The sequence below is a fragment of the Sphingopyxis selenitireducens genome, assembly GCF_051550705.1.
Taxonomy (GTDB): Bacteria; Pseudomonadota; Alphaproteobacteria; order Sphingomonadales; family Sphingomonadaceae; genus Sphingopyxis.
This window is the reverse complement of sequence record NZ_JBPULG010000002.1, coordinates 485,345-503,133: the sequence shown is the minus strand read 5'-3', so window position 1 is coordinate 503,133 and position 17,789 is coordinate 485,345. Positions and strand designations below refer to the sequence as shown.

19 protein-coding genes are annotated in these 17,789 nt (G+C 63.8%); 8 read left to right on the top strand and 11 right to left on the bottom strand.

The window, feature by feature from the left end; all coding sequences use genetic code 11:
* Positions 1 to 35 precede the first annotated feature (35 nt).
* From ACSYDV_RS08245 to ACSYDV_RS08235, 3 genes are read right to left on the bottom strand one after another with little or no spacing between them, the layout of a single operon-like run.
* Complete coding sequence (locus ACSYDV_RS08245; RefSeq protein ID WP_438323312.1) at positions 36 to 1,418, bottom strand: sensor histidine kinase; 1,383 nt, start codon at positions 1,416 to 1,418, stop codon at positions 36 to 38.
* Positions 1,415 to 2,323 carry a hypothetical protein gene (locus tag ACSYDV_RS08240; protein ID WP_438323311.1) on the bottom strand — a complete coding sequence of 303 codons (909 nt, stop codon included), beginning with the start codon at positions 2,321 to 2,323 and terminating at the stop codon, positions 1,415 to 1,417. Before ACSYDV_RS08240 ends, ACSYDV_RS08245 begins: the two co-directional genes overlap by 4 nt.
* A 58-nt stretch (positions 2,324 to 2,381) precedes the next feature.
* Entirely contained in the window at positions 2,382 to 3,596 is a 1,215-nt protein-coding gene (locus ACSYDV_RS08235) for a hypothetical protein (protein WP_438323310.1), read from the bottom strand.
* A 314-nt stretch (positions 3,597 to 3,910) separates the two neighbouring features.
* Here ACSYDV_RS08235 and gyrA point away from each other — a divergent pair, with 314 nt between their 5' ends.
* The 5 genes from gyrA (at position 3,911) to ACSYDV_RS08210 (ending at position 9,297) form a co-directional block, all read left to right on the top strand.
* Positions 3,911 to 6,595 (top strand): DNA gyrase subunit A, encoded by a 2,685-nt coding sequence (gyrA, locus tag ACSYDV_RS08230; protein WP_438323653.1) that lies wholly within the window; start codon positions 3,911 to 3,913, stop codon positions 6,593 to 6,595.
* On the top strand, positions 6,592 to 6,900 hold the full coding sequence (locus ACSYDV_RS08225) for a DUF952 domain-containing protein (protein ID WP_438323309.1): 309 nt from the start codon (positions 6,592 to 6,594) through the stop codon (positions 6,898 to 6,900). Before gyrA ends, ACSYDV_RS08225 begins: the two co-directional genes overlap by 4 nt.
* A gap of 87 nt (positions 6,901 to 6,987) precedes the next feature.
* Positions 6,988 to 7,680: a hypothetical protein gene (locus tag ACSYDV_RS08220; RefSeq protein WP_438323308.1), complete on the top strand. Its 693-nt coding sequence runs from the start codon at positions 6,988 to 6,990 to the stop codon at positions 7,678 to 7,680.
* Between the two features lie 180 nt (positions 7,681 to 7,860).
* Positions 7,861 to 8,400 (top strand): GNAT family N-acetyltransferase, encoded by a 540-nt coding sequence (locus tag ACSYDV_RS08215; protein ID WP_438323307.1) that lies wholly within the window; start codon positions 7,861 to 7,863, stop codon positions 8,398 to 8,400.
* 54 nt (positions 8,401 to 8,454) lie between these two features.
* Positions 8,455 to 9,297: a TauD/TfdA dioxygenase family protein gene (locus tag ACSYDV_RS08210; protein WP_438323306.1), complete on the top strand. Its 843-nt coding sequence runs from the start codon at positions 8,455 to 8,457 to the stop codon at positions 9,295 to 9,297.
* On the opposite strand, the gene ACSYDV_RS08205 is transcribed toward ACSYDV_RS08210, so the two are convergent.
* Complete coding sequence (locus ACSYDV_RS08205) at positions 9,294 to 9,965, bottom strand: lysoplasmalogenase family protein (protein ID WP_438323305.1); 672 nt, start codon at positions 9,963 to 9,965, stop codon at positions 9,294 to 9,296. The two genes, ACSYDV_RS08210 and ACSYDV_RS08205, sit on opposite strands and share 4 nt — an antisense overlap.
* A 113-nt stretch (positions 9,966 to 10,078) precedes the next feature.
* Here ACSYDV_RS08205 and trmFO point away from each other — a divergent pair, with 113 nt between their 5' ends.
* Positions 10,079 to 11,416, top strand: coding sequence for a methylenetetrahydrofolate--tRNA-(uracil(54)-C(5))-methyltransferase (FADH(2)-oxidizing) TrmFO (gene trmFO / locus ACSYDV_RS08200; RefSeq protein WP_438323304.1), 1,338 nt, complete (start codon positions 10,079 to 10,081; stop codon positions 11,414 to 11,416).
* A 137-nt stretch (positions 11,417 to 11,553) separates the two neighbouring features.
* Here the strand turns inward: trmFO and ACSYDV_RS08195 are convergent, their stop codons facing one another.
* Positions 11,554 to 12,021 carry an EF-hand domain-containing protein gene (locus ACSYDV_RS08195; RefSeq protein ID WP_438323303.1) on the bottom strand — a complete coding sequence of 156 codons (468 nt, stop codon included), beginning with the start codon at positions 12,019 to 12,021 and terminating at the stop codon, positions 11,554 to 11,556.
* 137 nt (positions 12,022 to 12,158) lie between these two features.
* Between ACSYDV_RS08195 and ACSYDV_RS08190 the strand changes: the two genes are divergently transcribed.
* Positions 12,159 to 13,064 (top strand): hydrogen peroxide-inducible genes activator, encoded by a 906-nt coding sequence (locus ACSYDV_RS08190; RefSeq protein WP_438323302.1) that lies wholly within the window; start codon positions 12,159 to 12,161, stop codon positions 13,062 to 13,064.
* 111 nt (positions 13,065 to 13,175) lie between these two features.
* Here the strand turns inward: ACSYDV_RS08190 and ACSYDV_RS08185 are convergent, their stop codons facing one another.
* From ACSYDV_RS08185 to pgsA, 3 genes are read right to left on the bottom strand one after another with little or no spacing between them, the layout of a single operon-like run.
* Positions 13,176 to 13,616, bottom strand: a complete 441-nt coding sequence (locus ACSYDV_RS08185; protein WP_438323301.1) for a molybdenum cofactor biosynthesis protein MoaE — start codon at positions 13,614 to 13,616, stop codon at positions 13,176 to 13,178.
* Entirely contained in the window at positions 13,613 to 13,870 is a 258-nt protein-coding gene (locus tag ACSYDV_RS08180; RefSeq protein WP_438323300.1) for a MoaD/ThiS family protein, read from the bottom strand. Before ACSYDV_RS08180 ends, ACSYDV_RS08185 begins: the two co-directional genes overlap by 4 nt.
* A 6-nt stretch (positions 13,871 to 13,876) precedes the next feature.
* Complete coding sequence (pgsA, locus tag ACSYDV_RS08175) at positions 13,877 to 14,449, bottom strand: CDP-diacylglycerol--glycerol-3-phosphate 3-phosphatidyltransferase (RefSeq protein ID WP_332818301.1); 573 nt, start codon at positions 14,447 to 14,449, stop codon at positions 13,877 to 13,879.
* 147 nt (positions 14,450 to 14,596) lie between these two features.
* Between pgsA and ACSYDV_RS08170 the strand changes: the two genes are divergently transcribed.
* The gene (locus tag ACSYDV_RS08170; RefSeq protein WP_438323299.1) at positions 14,597 to 15,868 is read left to right on the top strand and encodes an MFS transporter; all 1,272 of its coding nucleotides are present in this window, start codon (positions 14,597 to 14,599) and stop codon (positions 15,866 to 15,868) included.
* On the opposite strand, the gene ACSYDV_RS08165 is transcribed toward ACSYDV_RS08170, so the two are convergent.
* The 3 genes from ACSYDV_RS08165 to nadC all read right to left on the bottom strand — a co-directional run bounded on the left by ACSYDV_RS08165 (position 15,865) and on the right by nadC (position 17,744).
* Positions 15,865 to 16,092 carry a hypothetical protein gene (locus tag ACSYDV_RS08165; RefSeq protein ID WP_438323298.1) on the bottom strand — a complete coding sequence of 76 codons (228 nt, stop codon included), beginning with the start codon at positions 16,090 to 16,092 and terminating at the stop codon, positions 15,865 to 15,867. The two genes, ACSYDV_RS08170 and ACSYDV_RS08165, sit on opposite strands and share 4 nt — an antisense overlap.
* Before the next feature lie 94 nt (positions 16,093 to 16,186).
* Positions 16,187 to 16,909 carry a ribonuclease T2 family protein gene (locus ACSYDV_RS08160; protein WP_438323297.1) on the bottom strand — a complete coding sequence of 241 codons (723 nt, stop codon included), beginning with the start codon at positions 16,907 to 16,909 and terminating at the stop codon, positions 16,187 to 16,189.
* Entirely contained in the window at positions 16,896 to 17,744 is an 849-nt protein-coding gene (gene nadC, locus ACSYDV_RS08155) for a carboxylating nicotinate-nucleotide diphosphorylase (protein ID WP_438323296.1), read from the bottom strand. The genes ACSYDV_RS08160 and nadC overlap by 14 nt, the downstream gene beginning before the upstream one ends.
* Positions 17,745 to 17,789 lie beyond the last annotated feature (45 nt).

The window sequence follows — 17,789 nt, the reverse complement described above, 5'->3', positions numbered from 1 at the left end:
AACGGCGGCGCAGGCGACTGTGCCGCCGTTTCGATTCAGACGTTGCGCGCCGGCAAGCTTAATGTGAAGCGCGCGCCCTGCCCCGGGGCGCTATCGACTGTCAGATCGCCATTCATCGCCCGCGCCAGGCGGCGCGCGATATAAAGGCCGAGCCCCGATCCACCGCTGTCGGTGCGGCCCAGCCGCTCGAATTTCTCGAACACGACCGCTTGCTGGTCAGGGTCGATTCCTTGGCCCTGATCGGCGACGGTCACCATAGCCCGGTCGCCTTCCCGGTCGACGCGGATCCAGATCAGTGAATTTTCGGGCGAATAGCGGATCGCATTGCCGAGCAGATTGAGCAGCACCTGCAGCACGCGGCGGAACTCGCCCGTCGCAGGCATCTGGTCATCGGTGCGCGGGACATCGATGCGAATGCCCTTTTCCTCCGCCTTCATGCCGAGCAAGCCGACCGCCCGGCGCGCGAGGTCGCCAAGATCGATCTCGTCAGCCGCAGCCTTGAACCCCGGGCGCTCGATATTCTGCAAGTCGGCCAGATCGTCGACGAGGCCGAGCAAATGGCGCCCGGCATGCGCGATATCGCCGGCATAACGCGCATAATCGGCGCGGATCGGCCCCTCCAGCTGGCCCGAGATCGTCTCTGCCGTTGCGATGATACGGCTGAGCGGCCCGCGCAGCGCGCCATCGATCCGCCGTCCGAAAATCGGATCGGACAGCGGCAAAGATCCGAACGCCGGATCGATCGCTGACTGTACCGGAGCCATATGTTCCGCCGCAGGCTCATCGGCAGGCGTAGCAATACCGCGAAAACCGGTGAAACGCCCCGTCGCATCGAACAAAGCCTCACCCGACAAGATCATCGACACCCGCGCGGTCGGCCCATCGGCGCGTACCCTTTGCCCGTCAAACCGCATCTGCCTTGCCAGCGCGCGCAGCACCGGAAAGCGGCCTTCCTCGTCGGGCTGAAGTTCGAACAGTTCGGACAGCGAATGCCCTTCCCAAGCTCGAGGGATCGGCGGCGCCTCGGTGCCCGAACGCAGCGCGACCATGCGCAATTGCGGGTCGCATTCCCACGTCCAGCTTTGCGGGGTCACACTGGTCTCGGCCAGCGCCGGCATGTGCGGGGAAGCGATCGGACGCGTGCGCCAATCGCTGATCTCGACGCTTGCGCCATCGGAATCGGGAACGATGCGGACGAGCGCATGGACGTCGCTATGATCGTCGGCGGTATAGAGTGGGCGATTAATGTCGGTCTGGAGCCGCTGCGCCAGCGCGACAAGCCGCGCCAGATGCGGCAGCGCCAATGGCTTGCCGAGCCCCGCGCCCGCACGCTCTTGCAAGCGCAGCAGCGATGCATCGGCGCTGACGAGCAGACCCGCCTGATCGACGCGACCGCTGATGAGATGATCGCCCGTCACTGGCCGTCACCTTGACCCGCAACGGCGCGCGCCGAGAGCATCGCCAGCGACGCTTCGAGCGGTGCGAGCGCGATCCGATCAAGCTGTAACGGCGCAAACAGCAACGGCAATGCCGCGGCCTCCGCCGTCAGCAACGCGAGCGCCGTATCGCTATAGCTGCGATCCGACGCAGCCGCAGCCAGCGCGATCAGCACCGGCCAGTCGTGCCGCGCGATCGCGGTCGCCGCCGTGTCGGAAAGTGCGCCACGTTCCGCGAGCATATCATGATAGCCGCTGGCAGCGGCGTCGATGCCACGCTCATCGGCCTGCCCGTCCATCGCTGCGCGTACTGCATCGCCGAGTGCGGCGGCGCGGCCCTGATCCTGACTGATCTGGCCGAGGCGCCATGCAGCAACGTCGTTGAGCAGCGCACGGAAGATCATGGGATCGAGGTCGGCAACCGCCAGCGCCGGGTGACCGAGAGCATCGAAACGACGGCGGTCGGCGATTTGAAGCATCAGATAGGCGCGATCCATTGCGGATAAGGGCTCGCGGACCGCCGGCTCTTCGTCGCCCAGCCCATTGGATTCGCGGGGCAGCATTTCGGGCGGGCCGCTCTGCTGCGCCGATTGTTCGCGCCAGCGATGTTCCTCGGCACGCGCGAAACACGCGCGAGCGAAACGCTCGGGTCCGGGCAAGCCGCCAGCCAACCAGTCGCGCCAAAGCGCGCCCGTATCGATGCCCAAATCGAGCCGCACGGCAACATCGGTAACGAGCCGTCGTGCGATACCCAGCGAAAGCGCGCGCTGCTCCTCTGTCAGCCGCCCATCGGCCGGCGCGGCCAGATAATCGGCAAGTTCGCGCAGGCGCGCCGACAGCGTCGGCGACGGCAGGGCAATGCCGGGCAAGATGAAGGATTCGGCCATGCGCATCCGCCAATAGCAGCATAGCGTTAATAGGCCTTAAACCTTGAAGCGCTTTGTTTTACCGGCTTTCCGGTCGTCGGGCCAGGCGCAGCCAGAGAAGTATCTGTAAAAGCGCGAGCAGCGGCAGGATCGCAAACATCAACGGCGCAAAGCCGAACAACAGCGCGGGCGCGAGCAATATCCACGCCTGATCGGCGTCGGGAAGCAGCCAGTGAAAGCGCCTTCTCTCTCCCGAATCCTCATAAAGCCAGCGCGCGAGAAGAATGGCCGCCGCAAGGCAGGGCGCAAGCGCCGCCTCGGAAAAGGGCGGCATCTTGTGTGCGGGGCCCGCAAGCGACAGCAGCCATGGAAATATCGCGAGAAGCACCCAGGCAAAGGTACGGATCACCTCGCGAGTGCGGTCTTGCGCCGCACTTTCTGCACGAAAGGCAGAAAGGAAGCGCATCGCGGTAAGGCCAAACCCTCCTACGACCGCGACGAGCGCACCCGCCGCCGCAAGCCCGCTTGCCGCGAGCAGCGCGACGATAATCCATAAGAGGGCCGTAATATAAGGTAGATAGCGCGCGGTGTTCGGCGACTTCACCAACAGCGGCCCGGCCAGTCGGATCAACGGCATCATCACCGCCGACCGGCCAAATCCCATGCCGCCATATTCGACCTGTTGCAGGCTCGATTGCTCGATCAGCGCCGCTGTCGGCCGGTCGGTGACGATCGCAATCTCGCCCTGTTCGAACAAGGCCGGTTCGCAATAGAGCCGCCGCGCGCCCGCCTGCACCGCGAGCCGCAGCAGCGTCAGCATCATGTCCCACTCGCCCGGCATCGCCGCAAGCTCGGCGACCATCTTGTCCGAAATGCACGCAAGCCCGCCCCAGCGCCGCGTCGCGTCGATCCGTTCGAACCCCTGGGTCAACATCGTATCGCCGGTGACGAGGATCGCCGGCGACCCGGGCCGCGCGATTGCCGCATAATGCGTGCCGCCGGCGCGCAGTCCGTCGGCAACCAATATGATCCGGTCATCACCTTCGACCATCGCCATCAGGTCGCCAGCAGCGCGCACCGACGTCACCCGCATGCCCCGCCGACGGATCCGGTCGCATGTCGCCAGCAATTCGGCCGGAACCGCGCCGACCGCGACCGCAATATGGGTCACGCCCACATCGGCCAGCCGCGCCGCCTGCCGCTCGATCAGCGTCTCTCCCGCCACGGTGACGAGCGCGCGCAAGCTGCCGTCGGGCAGCGCCTCGCTGGCGCCGATCAGCGCGATCAGGGCCATCGGCGGGCACCGGACGAAAAAACGGTCATCGCCGCCGACCTTTACGGGCGAAGAGGCGATTGGCAAGCTGCGAAATTGCGGCAGGACGGCCCAAAAGCGCCGCGATCTGCGCGCGCCGCTGCGCCCGGTTTCCGGCACGCTTCAAACCCGAAAAATCTGGCCAAAAATCGCGCGAATCGCTGGCCTTCACGGTCCCCATCGGCTAGGGAAAAAACATCTCCCGAAAGAAGAAAAAAGGCCGGGTCTTGACCGAAGAAAATGTGAATTTGCCGCCGTCGGAAGACGGTGTTTCGTCGATCAACATCGTCGATGAAATGAAGACGTCTTACCTCGATTACGCGATGAGCGTGATTGTCAGCCGTGCGCTGCCCGATGTGCGCGACGGCCTGAAACCGGTGCATCGCCGCATCCTCTATTCGGCGCAGGAAGGCGGCTTCGTCCCCGGCCGGCCGTATAAGAAATCGGCGAAGATCGTCGGCGACGTCATGGGTAACTATCACCCGCACGGCGACAGCTCGATCTACGACGCACTCGCGCGCATGACGCAAGACTGGTCGATGCGCGCGCCGCTGATCGACGGTCAGGGCAATTTCGGTTCGATGGACCCCGATCCGCCGGCGTCGATGCGTTATACGGAAGCTCGCCTCGCCAAGGTCGCGATGACCCTGCTCGGCGATCTCGACAAGGACACCGTCGACTTCCAGCCGAACTATGATGCCAGCCGTCAGGAACCGCAGGTTTTGCCGGCCCGTTACCCGAACCTGCTCGTCAACGGCGCGGGCGGCATCGCGGTCGGCATGGCGACCAATATTCCGCCGCACAATCTCGGCGAAGTGATCAACGCAACGCTCGCGACGATCGACAATCCCGAAATCACCCTCGACGAACTGATGGCGATCGTCCCCGGCCCCGATTTTCCGACCGGTGCGATGATGCTGGGACAGGGTGGCGCCCGCAACGCCTATGCCACCGGACGCGGTTCGGTGATGGTGCGCGCGACGCATATCATCGAAGAAGGCCGAAACGACCGCCAGTCGATCGTGCTGACCTCCATCCCCTTTCAAGTCGGCAAATCGGGTCTGGTCGAGAAAATCGCCGAAGCCGCGCGCGACAAGCGGATCGAGGGCGTCGCCGACATTCGCGACGAGAGCAACCGCGAGGGCGTGCGCGTCGTCGTCGAGCTGAAGCGCGACGCGACCGCCGAAGTCGTGCTCAATCAATTGTGGCGTCACACTCCGGCGCAATCCTCCTTCCCCGCCAATATGCTGGCGATCCGCGGCGGCCGCCCCGAAATGATGGGGCTGAAGACGATCCTCGAGGCGTTCATCGCCTTCCGCGAGGAAGTGATCACCCGCCGCTGCAAGTTCGAACTCGCGAAAGCGCGCGACCGTGCCCACATCTTGCTTGGCCTCGTCGTCGCGGTGTCGAACCTCGACGAAGTCGTCCGCATCATCCGCGGTTCGTCGAGCCCGTCGGCAGCGCGCGATGCGTTGCTTGCCCGTGAATGGCCGGTTGGCGACATCGCTCCTTATATCCGCCTCGTCGAAGCGATCGAGGGCGAGATGGAGGAAAGCGCCACCTATCGCCTGTCCGAAACGCAGGTGAAGGCGATCCTTGACCTGCGCCTGCATCGTCTGACCGCCTTGGGCCGTGACGATATCGGAAAGGAACTCAAAGAGCTGGCGGACGAAATTGAGGAGCTTTTGAGCATCCTCGCCGACCGTAACAAGCTGGTCGCCGTGATGCGCGAAGAATTGATCGCGGTGCGCGACGAATTCGCCACCCCGCGCCGCACTCTCCTCGCCCCGGCTGCCGACGGCATCGACGACGAGGATCTGATCGAGCGCGAAGAGATGGTCGTCACCGTCACTCTCGACGGGTATATCAAACGCACCCCGCTCGACACCTTCCGTGCCCAGCGCCGCGGCGGCAAGGGCCGCGCCGGCATGGCGACGAAGGACGAGGATGTCGTCACCGAATTGTTCGTCACCTCGACGCACACGCCGGTGCTGTTCTTCTCGACCCTTGGCAAAGTCTATCGAATGAAAGTCTGGCGCCTGCCCGAGGGCGGTCCCGCCACACGCGGGCGGCCGATGGTCAATCTGTTACCGCTCGGCAAGGATGAAACAATCTCGACGGTCCTTCCCCTGCCGGAGGACGAGGCCGAATGGGGCAAGCTCCACGTCATGTTCGCCACGGCGAAGGGCAGCGTGCGTCGCAACAGCATGGACGCATTCACCAACGTCCCGACGAACGGCAAGATCGCCATGAAGTTCGAGGGCGAGGATGAGGACGATCGCCTGATCGGCGTCGCCTTGCTCGACGAAAGCGACGACGTGCTGCTGGCGACGCGTCAGGGCAAGGCAATCCGCTTTGCCGGCGACGATGTCCGCGAATTCCAGAGCCGCAATTCGACCGGTGTGCGTGGCATGCGGCTGGCCGAGGGCGATGAAGTGATTTCGCTGTCGATCCTCCACCGCGTCGGTACGACCGGCGACGAGCGCGAAGCCTATCTGCGTGCCGCGCCCTGGAAGGACAATGAAAACGAACCAACGCTCAGCGGGGAGCGGATGGCCGAACTCGCCGCGCGCGAACAGTTCATCCTGACCATCTGCGCCAATGGCTATGGCAAATTGTCGTCGGCTTATGAATATCGCCGCACCGGCCGCGGTGGCCAAGGCATTACCAACATCGACAATATCGCCCGCAACGGTCTTGTCGTCGCCAGCTTCCCCGCCACCAAGGTGCATCAACTGATGCTTGTCACCGATCAGGCGAAACTGATCCGCATGGGGCTGGATTCGATGCGCGTCATCGGCCGCGGCTCGGCGGGCGTGCGCCTGTTCGACGTCGCCAAGGACGAGCATGTCGTATCGGCGGCGCTGATCGAGGAAAGCGACGAGGAAGACACGGAAGCCGGCGAAACCGGCGGAGCGGAGAACGAAGTCGCCGGCACCGAAGCAGGAGCCGAAGCCGCGACGGACGGCGCGCCCGAATGACCGCCTCGACGGCCTATAAGGTGCTGACCGCGCAGCAATGGGCCGATTTCGAGCGCGAGCGCGTGTTTCGCGGCGCGCCGGTGGATATTGCCGACGGCTATATCCACCTGTCGACCGGCGAACAGCTCGACGCGACGCTGGCAAAGCATTTCGCGGGCCAGACGTGCCTGATGATCGCCGAGGTGGACCTGCTCCTCCTCGGCGACGCGATACGCTGGGAGGAGGCGCGCGGCGGCGCCCTTTTCCCGCATCTTTACGCCGAACTGCCGATCCACGCCGTGATCGGATTGCAAAAGCGCGATTGACGCCAGGGCGGAAGGCTTTCCGCCAAAATTGGCGTCACGCCGAATTTGATCCGGCATCCAAGCAATAGACGCGAAGGAAAAAATGATATGAAAGCCTTGTGCGCGGCTACTTTTCTCTTTTTGCTTGCCGGCCCTGCGGCACCGCTGACTGCCGGCAATTATGCCCTTTTCCCGACATATGAAGCCGACGGTTGGGCCATCACCGATAAGGGTGACGAGCGCTGCCACGCCAACTTCAGCATCAATGGCGATACGGTGCTCGGCTTTATGGGCCCCTATTATTACCGTCCGGGCGCCCCCGCTTCGGGCAGCATCATTCATCTGGCCGACGAGACCCGCTACACATTGCCAAAGGGCGACAAGCATGGCGAATTCCCCGCCGAACTCGTCGCAGGCGCTGCTCGCTTCGCGGTCACCGGTTTCGCGACAGATATTGGCGGCTCGCTCGTGGTCGATTCGGGCAATCTCCCGACTGTCACCGACTTGCTCGCGGCGCTTCCCGACCGCGTCACCCTGACCGCGATGGTCAAGGGCAAGCAGGTTTACGCCATAGAGCTCGCCGGCAACCACGGGGCGGCCAAGGCGCTTCGGGACTGTACGGCGTTCATCACCGCGCAAGAGCGTCCCGGAACAAAGGATGGCTCCGAGCTGGGGTCGCCGAAGATGCCGATGCCCGAACCGCTTCCTGCGCCACTCCCTCTCCCCGAGCCAGTGATCTACGCGCCGCCGATGGCGCTGCCTGAAGCGAGCGCGCCCAACGCATTGCCGCCACCCCGCTAAGCTGATTCCGGCAACGCCATGGCTTCATCAAAACATTCTGATGAATCGACCGGATAGCTTTGCTATTGAAGCTAAATGTCCGACACGCCCGCCGACCCCGCCCTGATATCCGGCTGGCTTTCCGCGCGATCGATTTGCCGTAACCTCCCATTGCCCGTCCTCGACCGAGGCGGCTTCAGGGTGGACACCAATTTGCCCAACGAGACCCTCCGGTGGGTCTTCCCCGAATGTTGCGCCGGGCTGGAAGAAGTCGGGCGCGAGGTCGTGCTGCCACGGCATTTCATCAAATTATGCGGGACGGTTTCGGCCTTGAAGGCCGCATTGCCGCCGGCATGGCATCTCGAACCCCAAAGCTATTTCATGATGGCGGCCGCCGACGGCCACAGAGCCGCAACAAGACTGCTCCCCGAAGGCTATGAGCTTCGATGCGATCGCAACGGGTCTACGACGACCGCCCGCGTCATAACGCCGGACGGGGGCCTGGCCGCCAGCGGACATGCCACAGAAGCGGTGGGCGTTTTCATCTATGACCGGATCGTGACCGCACCCGAACATCAGCGAAAAGGATTGGGAAATGTCATCATGAACGTGCTGAAGGGACAACGTCAGTCGGAGGATGCCCCCGAACTTCTCGTCGCGACCGAGGAGGGCTGCGGCCTTTACACATCGATGGGCTGGCGCATTATTTCTCCCTTTTCGACCGCATTCATACCCGGCTAAATGCCCCGTTTGCGGCTGGTTGACCTTGCCGCCCAAACCGCGCAGCATCGCGCCATGGCGCTTACCATCACCCCCAGCGGACAGGCATGCGGCGCGCATGTGACCGGCATCGACCTGACGCAGCCGCTCGATCCCGCAACCATCGCCGCGATCCGCGCGGCCTGGCTCCACCATCATGTCCTCGCCTTCCCCGATCAGGCGATGAGCGATGATGATCTCGAGCGTTTCACCGGCCATTTCGGCGGCTTCGGCGACGATCCCTTCATCGCCCCCATCGCGGGACGAAGCCATGTCATAGCGGTAAAGCGCCACGCCGACGAAACCTCGCCCTTGTTCGCCGAAAACTGGCACAGCGACTGGAGTTTTCAGGCGCGCCCGCCTGCGGGAACCTGCCTGTTCGGCATCACTATCCCACCCGTCGGCGGCAACACCGATTTTTCGAACCAGCACGCCGCGCTCGATGCGATGCCGACCGAATTGCGCGCGCGAATCGAGGGCCGAAACGCGATCCACAGCGCGCGCGGCGGCTATGCCCCCGCCGGCATGTACGGCGCGAACGATAAAGGCCGCAGCATGGACATCAAGCCGGGCGAAGCAGCGATGGCGACGCAGCTTCACCCCTTCATCCGCCGGCACCCTGAAACCGGCCGCGAAGGCCTGTTCGGCTGTGCAGGCTATATCATCGGCGTCGAGGGTATGGCCGACGAAGAGGCGCTGCCCTTGCTCTATGAACTGCTGCAATGGCAGGGGCGCGAGGAGTTTCGTTACAGCCACGCATGGGAGCCGAATATGCTCATCATGTGGGACAATCGCTCACTCCTCCACCGCGCGACCGGCGGCTATGACGGTCACGACCGCCTGCTCCATCGCACGACGATCGCAGCGTGGGACGGCTAAGCTTTCGCCTCCCGCGATAGCGTTCCGACCACACCCCACGCGATCAGCGCCTGCCCACCGAAATAAAGCGGCCAGACGAGCCAGCCGGTGATGCCCTTGGAGAGCGCCCCGCCTTCGCCCGCGAAAATGAACAGGTCGCTGGCAAGGAACAGCATCGCGCCGATCCCGGTGCGATAGCGGGGAAAGCGGCTGACCCACGCCGCAGCCGCCATCGCCGCGACGATCGCGGTATAGCCGATCGCAGCTTGCATCAGCGATGGTTCGGCACCGCGCGCCATCCCCCAGACGATAATCAGCGCCAACGGCACCAGCACAATCGCGAGCATCTTCTGAGAGGCCGGCAGTTCGGGCCGCCGATTGCGCAGATAAAGGAAGATCGCGATCACATGCCCGAGCGCGAAGGCCGCCGCACCCTCGATCATACCGATGGCATCAAGCGCCCAGTCGCCCAGCGCGCCAAACGCCATCACCGCAGCGATCAGCCAGCCATCCGCACCGCGCGCATTCGCCGCCGCCCAAGCGGCGAGCAAGCCGACGCCCGTCGCCTTCCACAGATGGATCGCCGCGCCATCCAAACCCTGCCGCACCGCGAAGAAATAACTGATCCCGCCGACCAGCGCCGCAAGCCACAGCCAGCGCGCGCGATCCCAATTCCCCTCACCGTTCATCACCCACCCCTTTGCATATCCCGCGCGACATGCCAGAGGCTGCCATCCCCTGTGCTCCGCGAGCATATGCCTTTGCTCGCCGCGGATCGCGCGCATGTCAACGGAAACGACAAATGACCGACTATCAAGTGCATATCATCGGCGGCGGCCTCGCCGGATCGGAAGCGGCATGGCAGCTCGCCGAGGCGGGCTATCGCGTCCGCCTGTCCGAAATGCGCGGCGGCGGCGATATGACCCCGGCGCATCAGGGCGACACGCTCGCCGAGATGGTCTGTTCGAACAGCTTTCGCAGCGACGATGGCGACAGCAACGCCGTCGGCCTGCTCCACCGCGAAATGCGCACGCTGGGCTCGATCATCATGCGCGAGGCCGATGTTCACAAGGTGCCCGCCGGATCGGCGCTTGCGGTCGATCGTGACCTTTTTTCGGGAGCCGTCACCCGCGCGCTTTCGGAGCACCCCAATGTCACCATCGTCCGCGAACGCATCGACACGCTGCCAACCGACGGGCTGACGATCGTCGCCACCGGCCCGCTCACCGCCGCCGGCCTCGCCTCCAGCATCGGCGCCGCGACCGGCAAGGACGCGCTCGCCTTCTTCGACGCGATCGCCCCGATCGTCTATCGGGACAGCGTCGACATGGACATCGCCTGGATGGCAAGCCGCTGGGACAAGGTCGGGCCGATCGGTGACGGCAAGGATTATATCAACTGCCCGATGGACAAGGACCAGTATCACGCCTTCGTTCAGGGACTGGTTGACGGCGACAAGACCGATTTCAAGGATTGGGAAAAGGACACGCCCTATTTCGAAGGCTGCATGCCGATCGAAGTGATGGCCGAACGTGGCCCCGAAACCTTGCGCTTCGGCCCGATGAAAGGCGTCGGGCTCGACAATCCGCGGACCGGCCGCTGGCCCTATGCGGTCGTCCAGTTGCGTCAGGATAATGCGCTCGGCACCTTGTGGAACATGGTCGGTTTCCAGACCAAGCTGAAGCACGCCGCGCAGGTCGAGCTATTCCGTACTATCCCGGGCCTCGAAAAAGCCGAATTTGCACGTCTTGGTGGGCTGCATCGCAACAGCTTCATCCGCTCACCCGAGCTGCTCGACGCGCAATTGCGCCTCAAATCGGCGCCGCACATCCGCTTCGCCGGGCAGATCACCGGCTGTGAGGGCTATGTTGAAAGCGCCGCCATCGGCCTGATCGCGGCGCGCTTTGCCGCTTCCGAACTCGGCGGTCGCAGCTTGCCGCCGCCGCCGCCCGAAACCGCGCTCGGCGCGCTGCTCGGCCATATCACCGGCGGCGCCGATGCGGCGAGTTATCAACCGATGAACGTCAACTTCGGCCTCTTCCCGCCGCTCGCCGAGGATGTGCGCAAGAAGGATCGCAAGCTCGGCTATACCCAGCGCGCGGGAGCCTCGCTGGCGGATTGGATGAAGGCGGCGTCCTGATTCCTTCTCCCTTGATGGGAGAAGGATACGGAGCCTTGCCGCGCAGCGGTTAGGCGAAGTTGGATGAGGGTGATGCCGCGAGGTAGCCCAAGGCCGAAACGCACCCCCTCCCCCATCAAGGGAGAGGGTTGCGCCGTTCAACAATTACACTTCGGCTTCGCCGCCGGCTTGGGCGCCGTCGTCGCAAATTCGGCGCGCGTCAGATCGCCCGATTTGTCGCCATCGGCGCCAGCAAAACGCTGCCCGGTCGCCGCCGCCCATTCCTCGAATGTCAGCAGATTGTTGCCGTCGGTGTCGAGCTTGCGGAACGCCGCGGTCCGCGACGACATGAGTTCGACGCGGCTTATCCGGTCATTGCGGTCGCGGTCGAAGCGGTTGAACCGTCGCTCCTCGCGCGAAGCTTCCTTGGCGGCAGGCAACGCAGGCGGTGCCGGCCCGCGCTTCGGCGCACCGGCTGCCGCGACGGGAATGGCCGCCATCGCGGGCGGCGGATCGGGCAGCGCCTCCTCCTCGGCTATCTGCGTATAGCCCTTCCAAATGAACAGGCCGCCGGTCAGCAGCAAAGCGCTTGCCACACCGCCAATCAAAAAACGGGAAACTGCCATCCACGCCCCCTTCGCGTTGGTGATCAGAATAACTATCACGATGCCGCGGATGGCAGCAACAAACGCCACCATTTCGGCTGCGAATTATAATCGGCAAGGACATTCAAAATCGCCGCCGTCATTGCTATATTCGATCAATGCAAAATTATCTGCCTTCGCTCAAACAGATGCAATATCTGGTCGCGCTGCACGAACATGGCCATTTCGGCCGGGCCGCCGATGCATGCAACGTCACCCAGTCGACGCTGTCGGCCGGGATCCGCGAACTCGAGACTCTGCTTGGTCAGACGCTGGTCGAACGTACCCGACGCGTCGTGCGCTTCACTGCGCTTGGCAACGCCATCGTCGCCAAAGCCCATCGTGTGCTGCGCGAAGCGGAGGAATTGGCCGAAATGGCAGCCGCTGCCGCCGCCCCTCTGGTCGGCGAACTCCGCATGAGTGTCATCCCGACCATTGCCCCTTTCTTGCTGCCCAGCCTTCTCCCGCGGCTGCGCAAGGAGCGCCCGTCGCTGAAGCTGTTTCTGCGTGAGGAGCCGAGCGCGCAGGCGTGCGAGTCGTTGCATCATGGCACGGTCGACTGCGTGCTGCTCGCGCTTCCCTATGCCTGCGGCGACGTGGAAAGCGAAAAGCTGTTCGACGACGCACTGTTCGTTGCCTTCCCGGGCGATCAGTCCGAAGACCTGCCCGCGATGGTCAGCGCCGATCAGCTCGACCCCGCACAAATGCTGATGCTCGAGGATGGGCATTGCCTGAAGGATCATGTCCTCGCGGCATGCAACCGACCCGAACTGCGCGCCGGAGCGCGGATGATGGGAACATCGCTGCACACGCTTGTTCAGATGGTCGACAATGGGCTCGGCATCACCATGCTGCCGCAAATGGCGATCGACGCCGGTATTCTCGACCATACCGACATCGACACACGCCCGCTCGATTCAGAGCATGACTGGCGAACGATCGCGCTCGTCTGGCGCAAGGGCAGCCCGCGCGCCGAAGAGTTTCAGATGCTCGCCGATATTTTCCGCAAACATCAGGCGAGTTGACCGCCCTTTAGCTTCCGTTCGTGTCGAGCGAAGTCGAGACACCCGGCAGGTTAGCGCTGAACCGATGGGCATCTCGACTTCGCTCGATGCAAACGGAAATCAAGGTGAAGATCAATCCCAGCGCTCCGCACGCGCATGATCGCCGTCGCGCTGCTCGACCCACTGCGCCCGGCCATCGGCGAATGTCTCGCGCTTCCACAGCATGACATCGGTCTTCAATCGGTCGATCAGAAATTCGCACGCCGCCAGCGCCTCGATACGATGGCGGCTGCTCGCGAGAATCAGGACGATCGTGTCCCCCGGCGCCATCGCGCCAACGCGGTGGATAAGGGTGATCGCCGCCAGCTGCCAGCGATCGGCCGCGACATGCGCCAGATCGGCCAGGCCCGCGCTCGTCATGGCGGGGTGATGCTCCAGAAACAGCTCGATCAGTCCATCATCGCCGCGTACCCGGCCGATGAAACTCGCGGTCGCGCCATGACCGCCCGCATCATGAAGGTCGATTTCAGCGGGAACGTCGATCGCCCCGCTCTGGACCGCAACCCGGATCACCCGCCAGTTACCGGGGGGAACAGCGCGACCTCGCCCGCTCCGGCGAGTTTCGTGCCGGGCGTCGCCATCAGGCCGTCGATCGCCACGCGGATACGGGCGGGGTCGGCAAAGGCCCGCCCTCCCCGCTCGTCGCGCGCCGCAAGCCAGCGGGTAAGGTCGGCGACCGTAGCGGTCTCTGCGGGAGGTGCAACCTCCTCCTCCGCCACGCCCATCCGTTCGCGCACCCAGGAAAAATAGGAGAGGCGCAGCGTCATCGCCCCTCAGTCCATATGCTTCAGGCCGACGCGCAGATAGTCCCATCCTGTGATCAGCGTCAGCACGGCCGCTCCCCACAAGGAGGCAAGCCCGACAGTCTTGATCCACGCCATCGCAGGAAGCGCGCCCGCCAATATCAGCGCGCCAAAGGCGACAAGCTGAAAGGTCGTCTTCCATTTGGCGAGCTGGGTGACCGGCATAGACACCTGCAGCGTCGCCAGAAATTCGCGCAGCCCCGACACGATAATCTCGCGCAGCAGGATCATCAGCGCCGCGACGACATGATATCCGGTGATGTCACGGGTGAAGACGAGCAGCAAAATCACCGCAGCAATCATGATCTTGTCGGCGATCGGATCCAGAAAGGCGCCCAGCCGCGACACGATACCGCGCGAGCGCGCAACATAACCGTCAAAATAATCGGTAATGCCCATCAGGCAATAAAGGCCAAAGGCGAGCGCATAGTCGATCGGCTTCGGCTGATGCGACCCTTCCACCACTCCCGGCCACAGCAGAAAGAGCAATATGGGCACCGCCAATATCCGCGACAGCGTCAAGATGTTCGGTAAGCTGAGCATGACCCCTGTTCCCCGCCAACGCGGCGCCGCTGTTTCAAAATGGGCTTTGACCCTGCATCCCCTAACCGATATGCCCCCCGCGCGACAACCAAATTGCCCGTCCGGGCATCGGTTGTGCATATGTTGGACGATCAGGATGGGCTTTGCATGACCGGTTCCTTTGCGCTGATGAAGCAACGCCGGTTCCTGCCACTGTTCGCGACCCAATTTCTCAACGCCTTCAACGACAATTTCTACAAGATGGCGATGGTGATCCTCGTCACCTTCACCATCTACAAAGACCCCGAAACCGAAGCCTGGTTCAATGCGCTGGCGGGCGGGTTGTTCATTCTTCCCTTCTTTCTCTTTTCCGCTCTCGCCGGCCAGCTCGCCGACAGCAGCGACAAGACGAAGATGATCCGTATCATCAAGACCGCGGAAATCGGCATCATGGTGGTCGGCGCGATCGGTATCTGGCTGCACAATGTACCCGTGATGCTGCTCGCGCTGTTCGCGATGGGAACGCACTCGACCTTCTTCGGCCCGATCAAATATGCGATCCTGCCCCAGCATCTGCAGGAAGATGAAGTTCTCGCGGGCACCGGCTGGGTCGAGGCCGGAACCTATATCGCCATCCTTGGCGGCACCATCGTCGGCGGTCTGACCCCGACGCATATTGCCATTCCCGGCATTATCATCGTTGCCATCATCGGCCGGCTCACCGCCAATTTCGTGCCCTCCGCGCCGCCTGAAAAAGAGGCCGAAGGGCTTGTCATCGACCATAATGTCTTTCGCTCGTCGTGGCGGCTCGTCAATTCGACGATGCACATTCCGCGCCTGTTCCTCGCGATCGTCTCGATCAGTTTTTTCTGGGCCATCGGCGCGATCCTCGCGGCGCAATTCCCCCCGCTGGTAAAAAATGCACTGGGCGCCGACAACACCGTCGCGACCCTCTTCACCGCCATTTTCTCGGTCGGCGTTGCGATCGGCTCTATCATCGTCAACCGATTGCTGAAGGGCAAGGTTTCCGCGCGCTATTCGCCGGGATCAGTGATCGTCATGGGCCTGTTCGTGCTCGACCTCTGGTGGTCGGTGAAAAACTGGGTCCACGTCGACGGCAGCCTGATGAACTGGCTGGAATTCCTGTCGCTGACCGCGGGCGATCGCATCATCATCGCGCTGCTCGGCATCGCGATCGCGGGCGGGATGTTCGTCGTGCCGCTCTATGCCTTCCTCACCACCACCGTCGCCAAGTCGCAGACCGCGCGCACGATCGCGGCGAACAATATCGTCAATTCGGGTTTCATGGTTGCCGCGACGCTGATGCTCAGCGTGCTGATCGGCCTCGGGCTGACGATCGACGACACGCTGCTGATGGTTGCGGTAATGTGCCTCGTGTCCGCCTTCCTCGCGTGGCGGCTGCACAAGGCCTGCGATTAAATCAGGAACATCATCGCCGCGGTAAAGAAAATCGCAAAGCTCTGCAGGAACAGGCGCGCGTCGCCTCCCTGCGACCAGAAGCCGCGCTCTTCGCGCTGCGCCACCAGCGCCCGGCGCAATTCGCCTTCCCAATCCGCCGGTGCGCCCAGCCGCGCGATCGTCAGCTGGCGGGCACCATGCGCGCGCATACGGCCGCGAATGTCGATATGATCGTCCGAGTCCATGGCCCGCAGGCTAGGACCATCTTAACCTGCCGGTAAGGTTAAAAGAGCGTTAATGCCCCGCTGTCTCGTCGCGGGACGCGTCGTGCTCCGCTTCCTAACGCCCCGGCATCGGGCGCACCTGCACCGGCCGGTTATCGCGCGCGCCGGCCTGGAACGGCTTGCACCGCTGCGGGCGCATCCGCGGGCCGAGGCACAGTCGCACCTCGTTCAGCCATCCCTGCTTGTCGATCGCCACCGCGATCATCGGCTCGGTCACCCCCGGATTGGCCTTTGCAAAAGCCCGGCGAATGCTCCCCGCAGTCTGCGGCCGGGCGGCGAGCGCCGCCATGTCGGGAAAGCGCACCGCGCGGAACAGGATTTCGGCCGAGCGGAAATAGGCGGCGGGATTCGGGCTCATGCACGTGCCATGCTTCGCCCACTCGTGCTGGAGCAGCTGCGCCGAGGGCGTCATGCACAGATGCTTGCGGAGCACCGGCTGCGGCACGATCTTCGCAGGGCGGCACCATTGTGGATAGCCCGGTGTCGCTGCCTCGGGCCACAGGCCGTGGAGCACCCAGCCAAAGCGACCATTCTCACCCGAACATTGAAAGCGGTCGCGCGCATCCTTCGGGTTGCGCACATCGGCGCAATGCTGCGGCGACCAGCTCATGCTCAGCAGATAGCCCGCCGTCTCGGGCTTCCGCACCGGCTCGCCGCGTCGGGGTTGTTCGACCCGCGGGACCGGGATGCGATCGGGTATCGCGCACGCCAAAGCCTGCGCCTCGGCCGCCGTGGGGGCGATCAGCAGCCCGAATGCGGCGACGCTAGGCCAGCGCAAAATCGAGCCCGATGTCGGCGGCCGGCGCCGACTGGGTCAGGCGGCCGACCGAAACATAGGTCACCCCGGTTTCGGCAATCGCGCGGATCGTGTCGAGCCGCACCCCGCCCGAGGCCTCGACCGGAACCCGGCCACCGACGATCGCAACCGATTCGCGCAAGGTGGCAAGGTCCATATTGTCGAGGAGCAGATGCGTCGCCCCGGCGCCCAGAGCGCCCGCGACCTGATCGACCCGGTCGACTTCGACGATGATGTCCGCGATGCCCGCATCGACGGCGCGGCGCACCGCTTCCTCGACCGATCCGGCGACCGCGACATGATTGTCCTTGATCATCGCCGCGTCCCACAGACCCATGCGGTGGTTCGTCGCGCCGCCCATCCGCGTCGCATATTTCTCGAGAACGCGCAGGCCCGGAATGGTCTTTCGCGTGTCCAGCAGCACCGCGCCGGTCCCGGCGATCGCATCGACATATTGCCGCGTCATCGTCGCGATGCCCGACAGATGCTGCACGGTGTTCAACGCCGAACGCTCGGCGGTCAGCATCGCGCGCGCATTGCCCGAAAGGCGGATGAGGTCGGTTCCCGGCGCGACCCGGGCGCCCTCCTCAACCAATATTTCCATATCCATGTCGGGCGCGAGAGCGCAGAAAAAATGCTCGGCGATGGGAAGCCCCGCAACGGTGATCGCATCGCGGCTATCCATCACCCCGTCGAATCGTGCGTCGGCGGGGATCACTGCCATCGAAGTGACATCGCCCCCCGAACCGAGATCCTCGGCGAAAGTGGCCTGAACAAAGGCATCGAGGTCGAAATCGGGGAGCGTGAAATTTGTCATGCCCCCGCGATAAAGGCTGGCGGGCGCAAATCAACTTGACGTTTA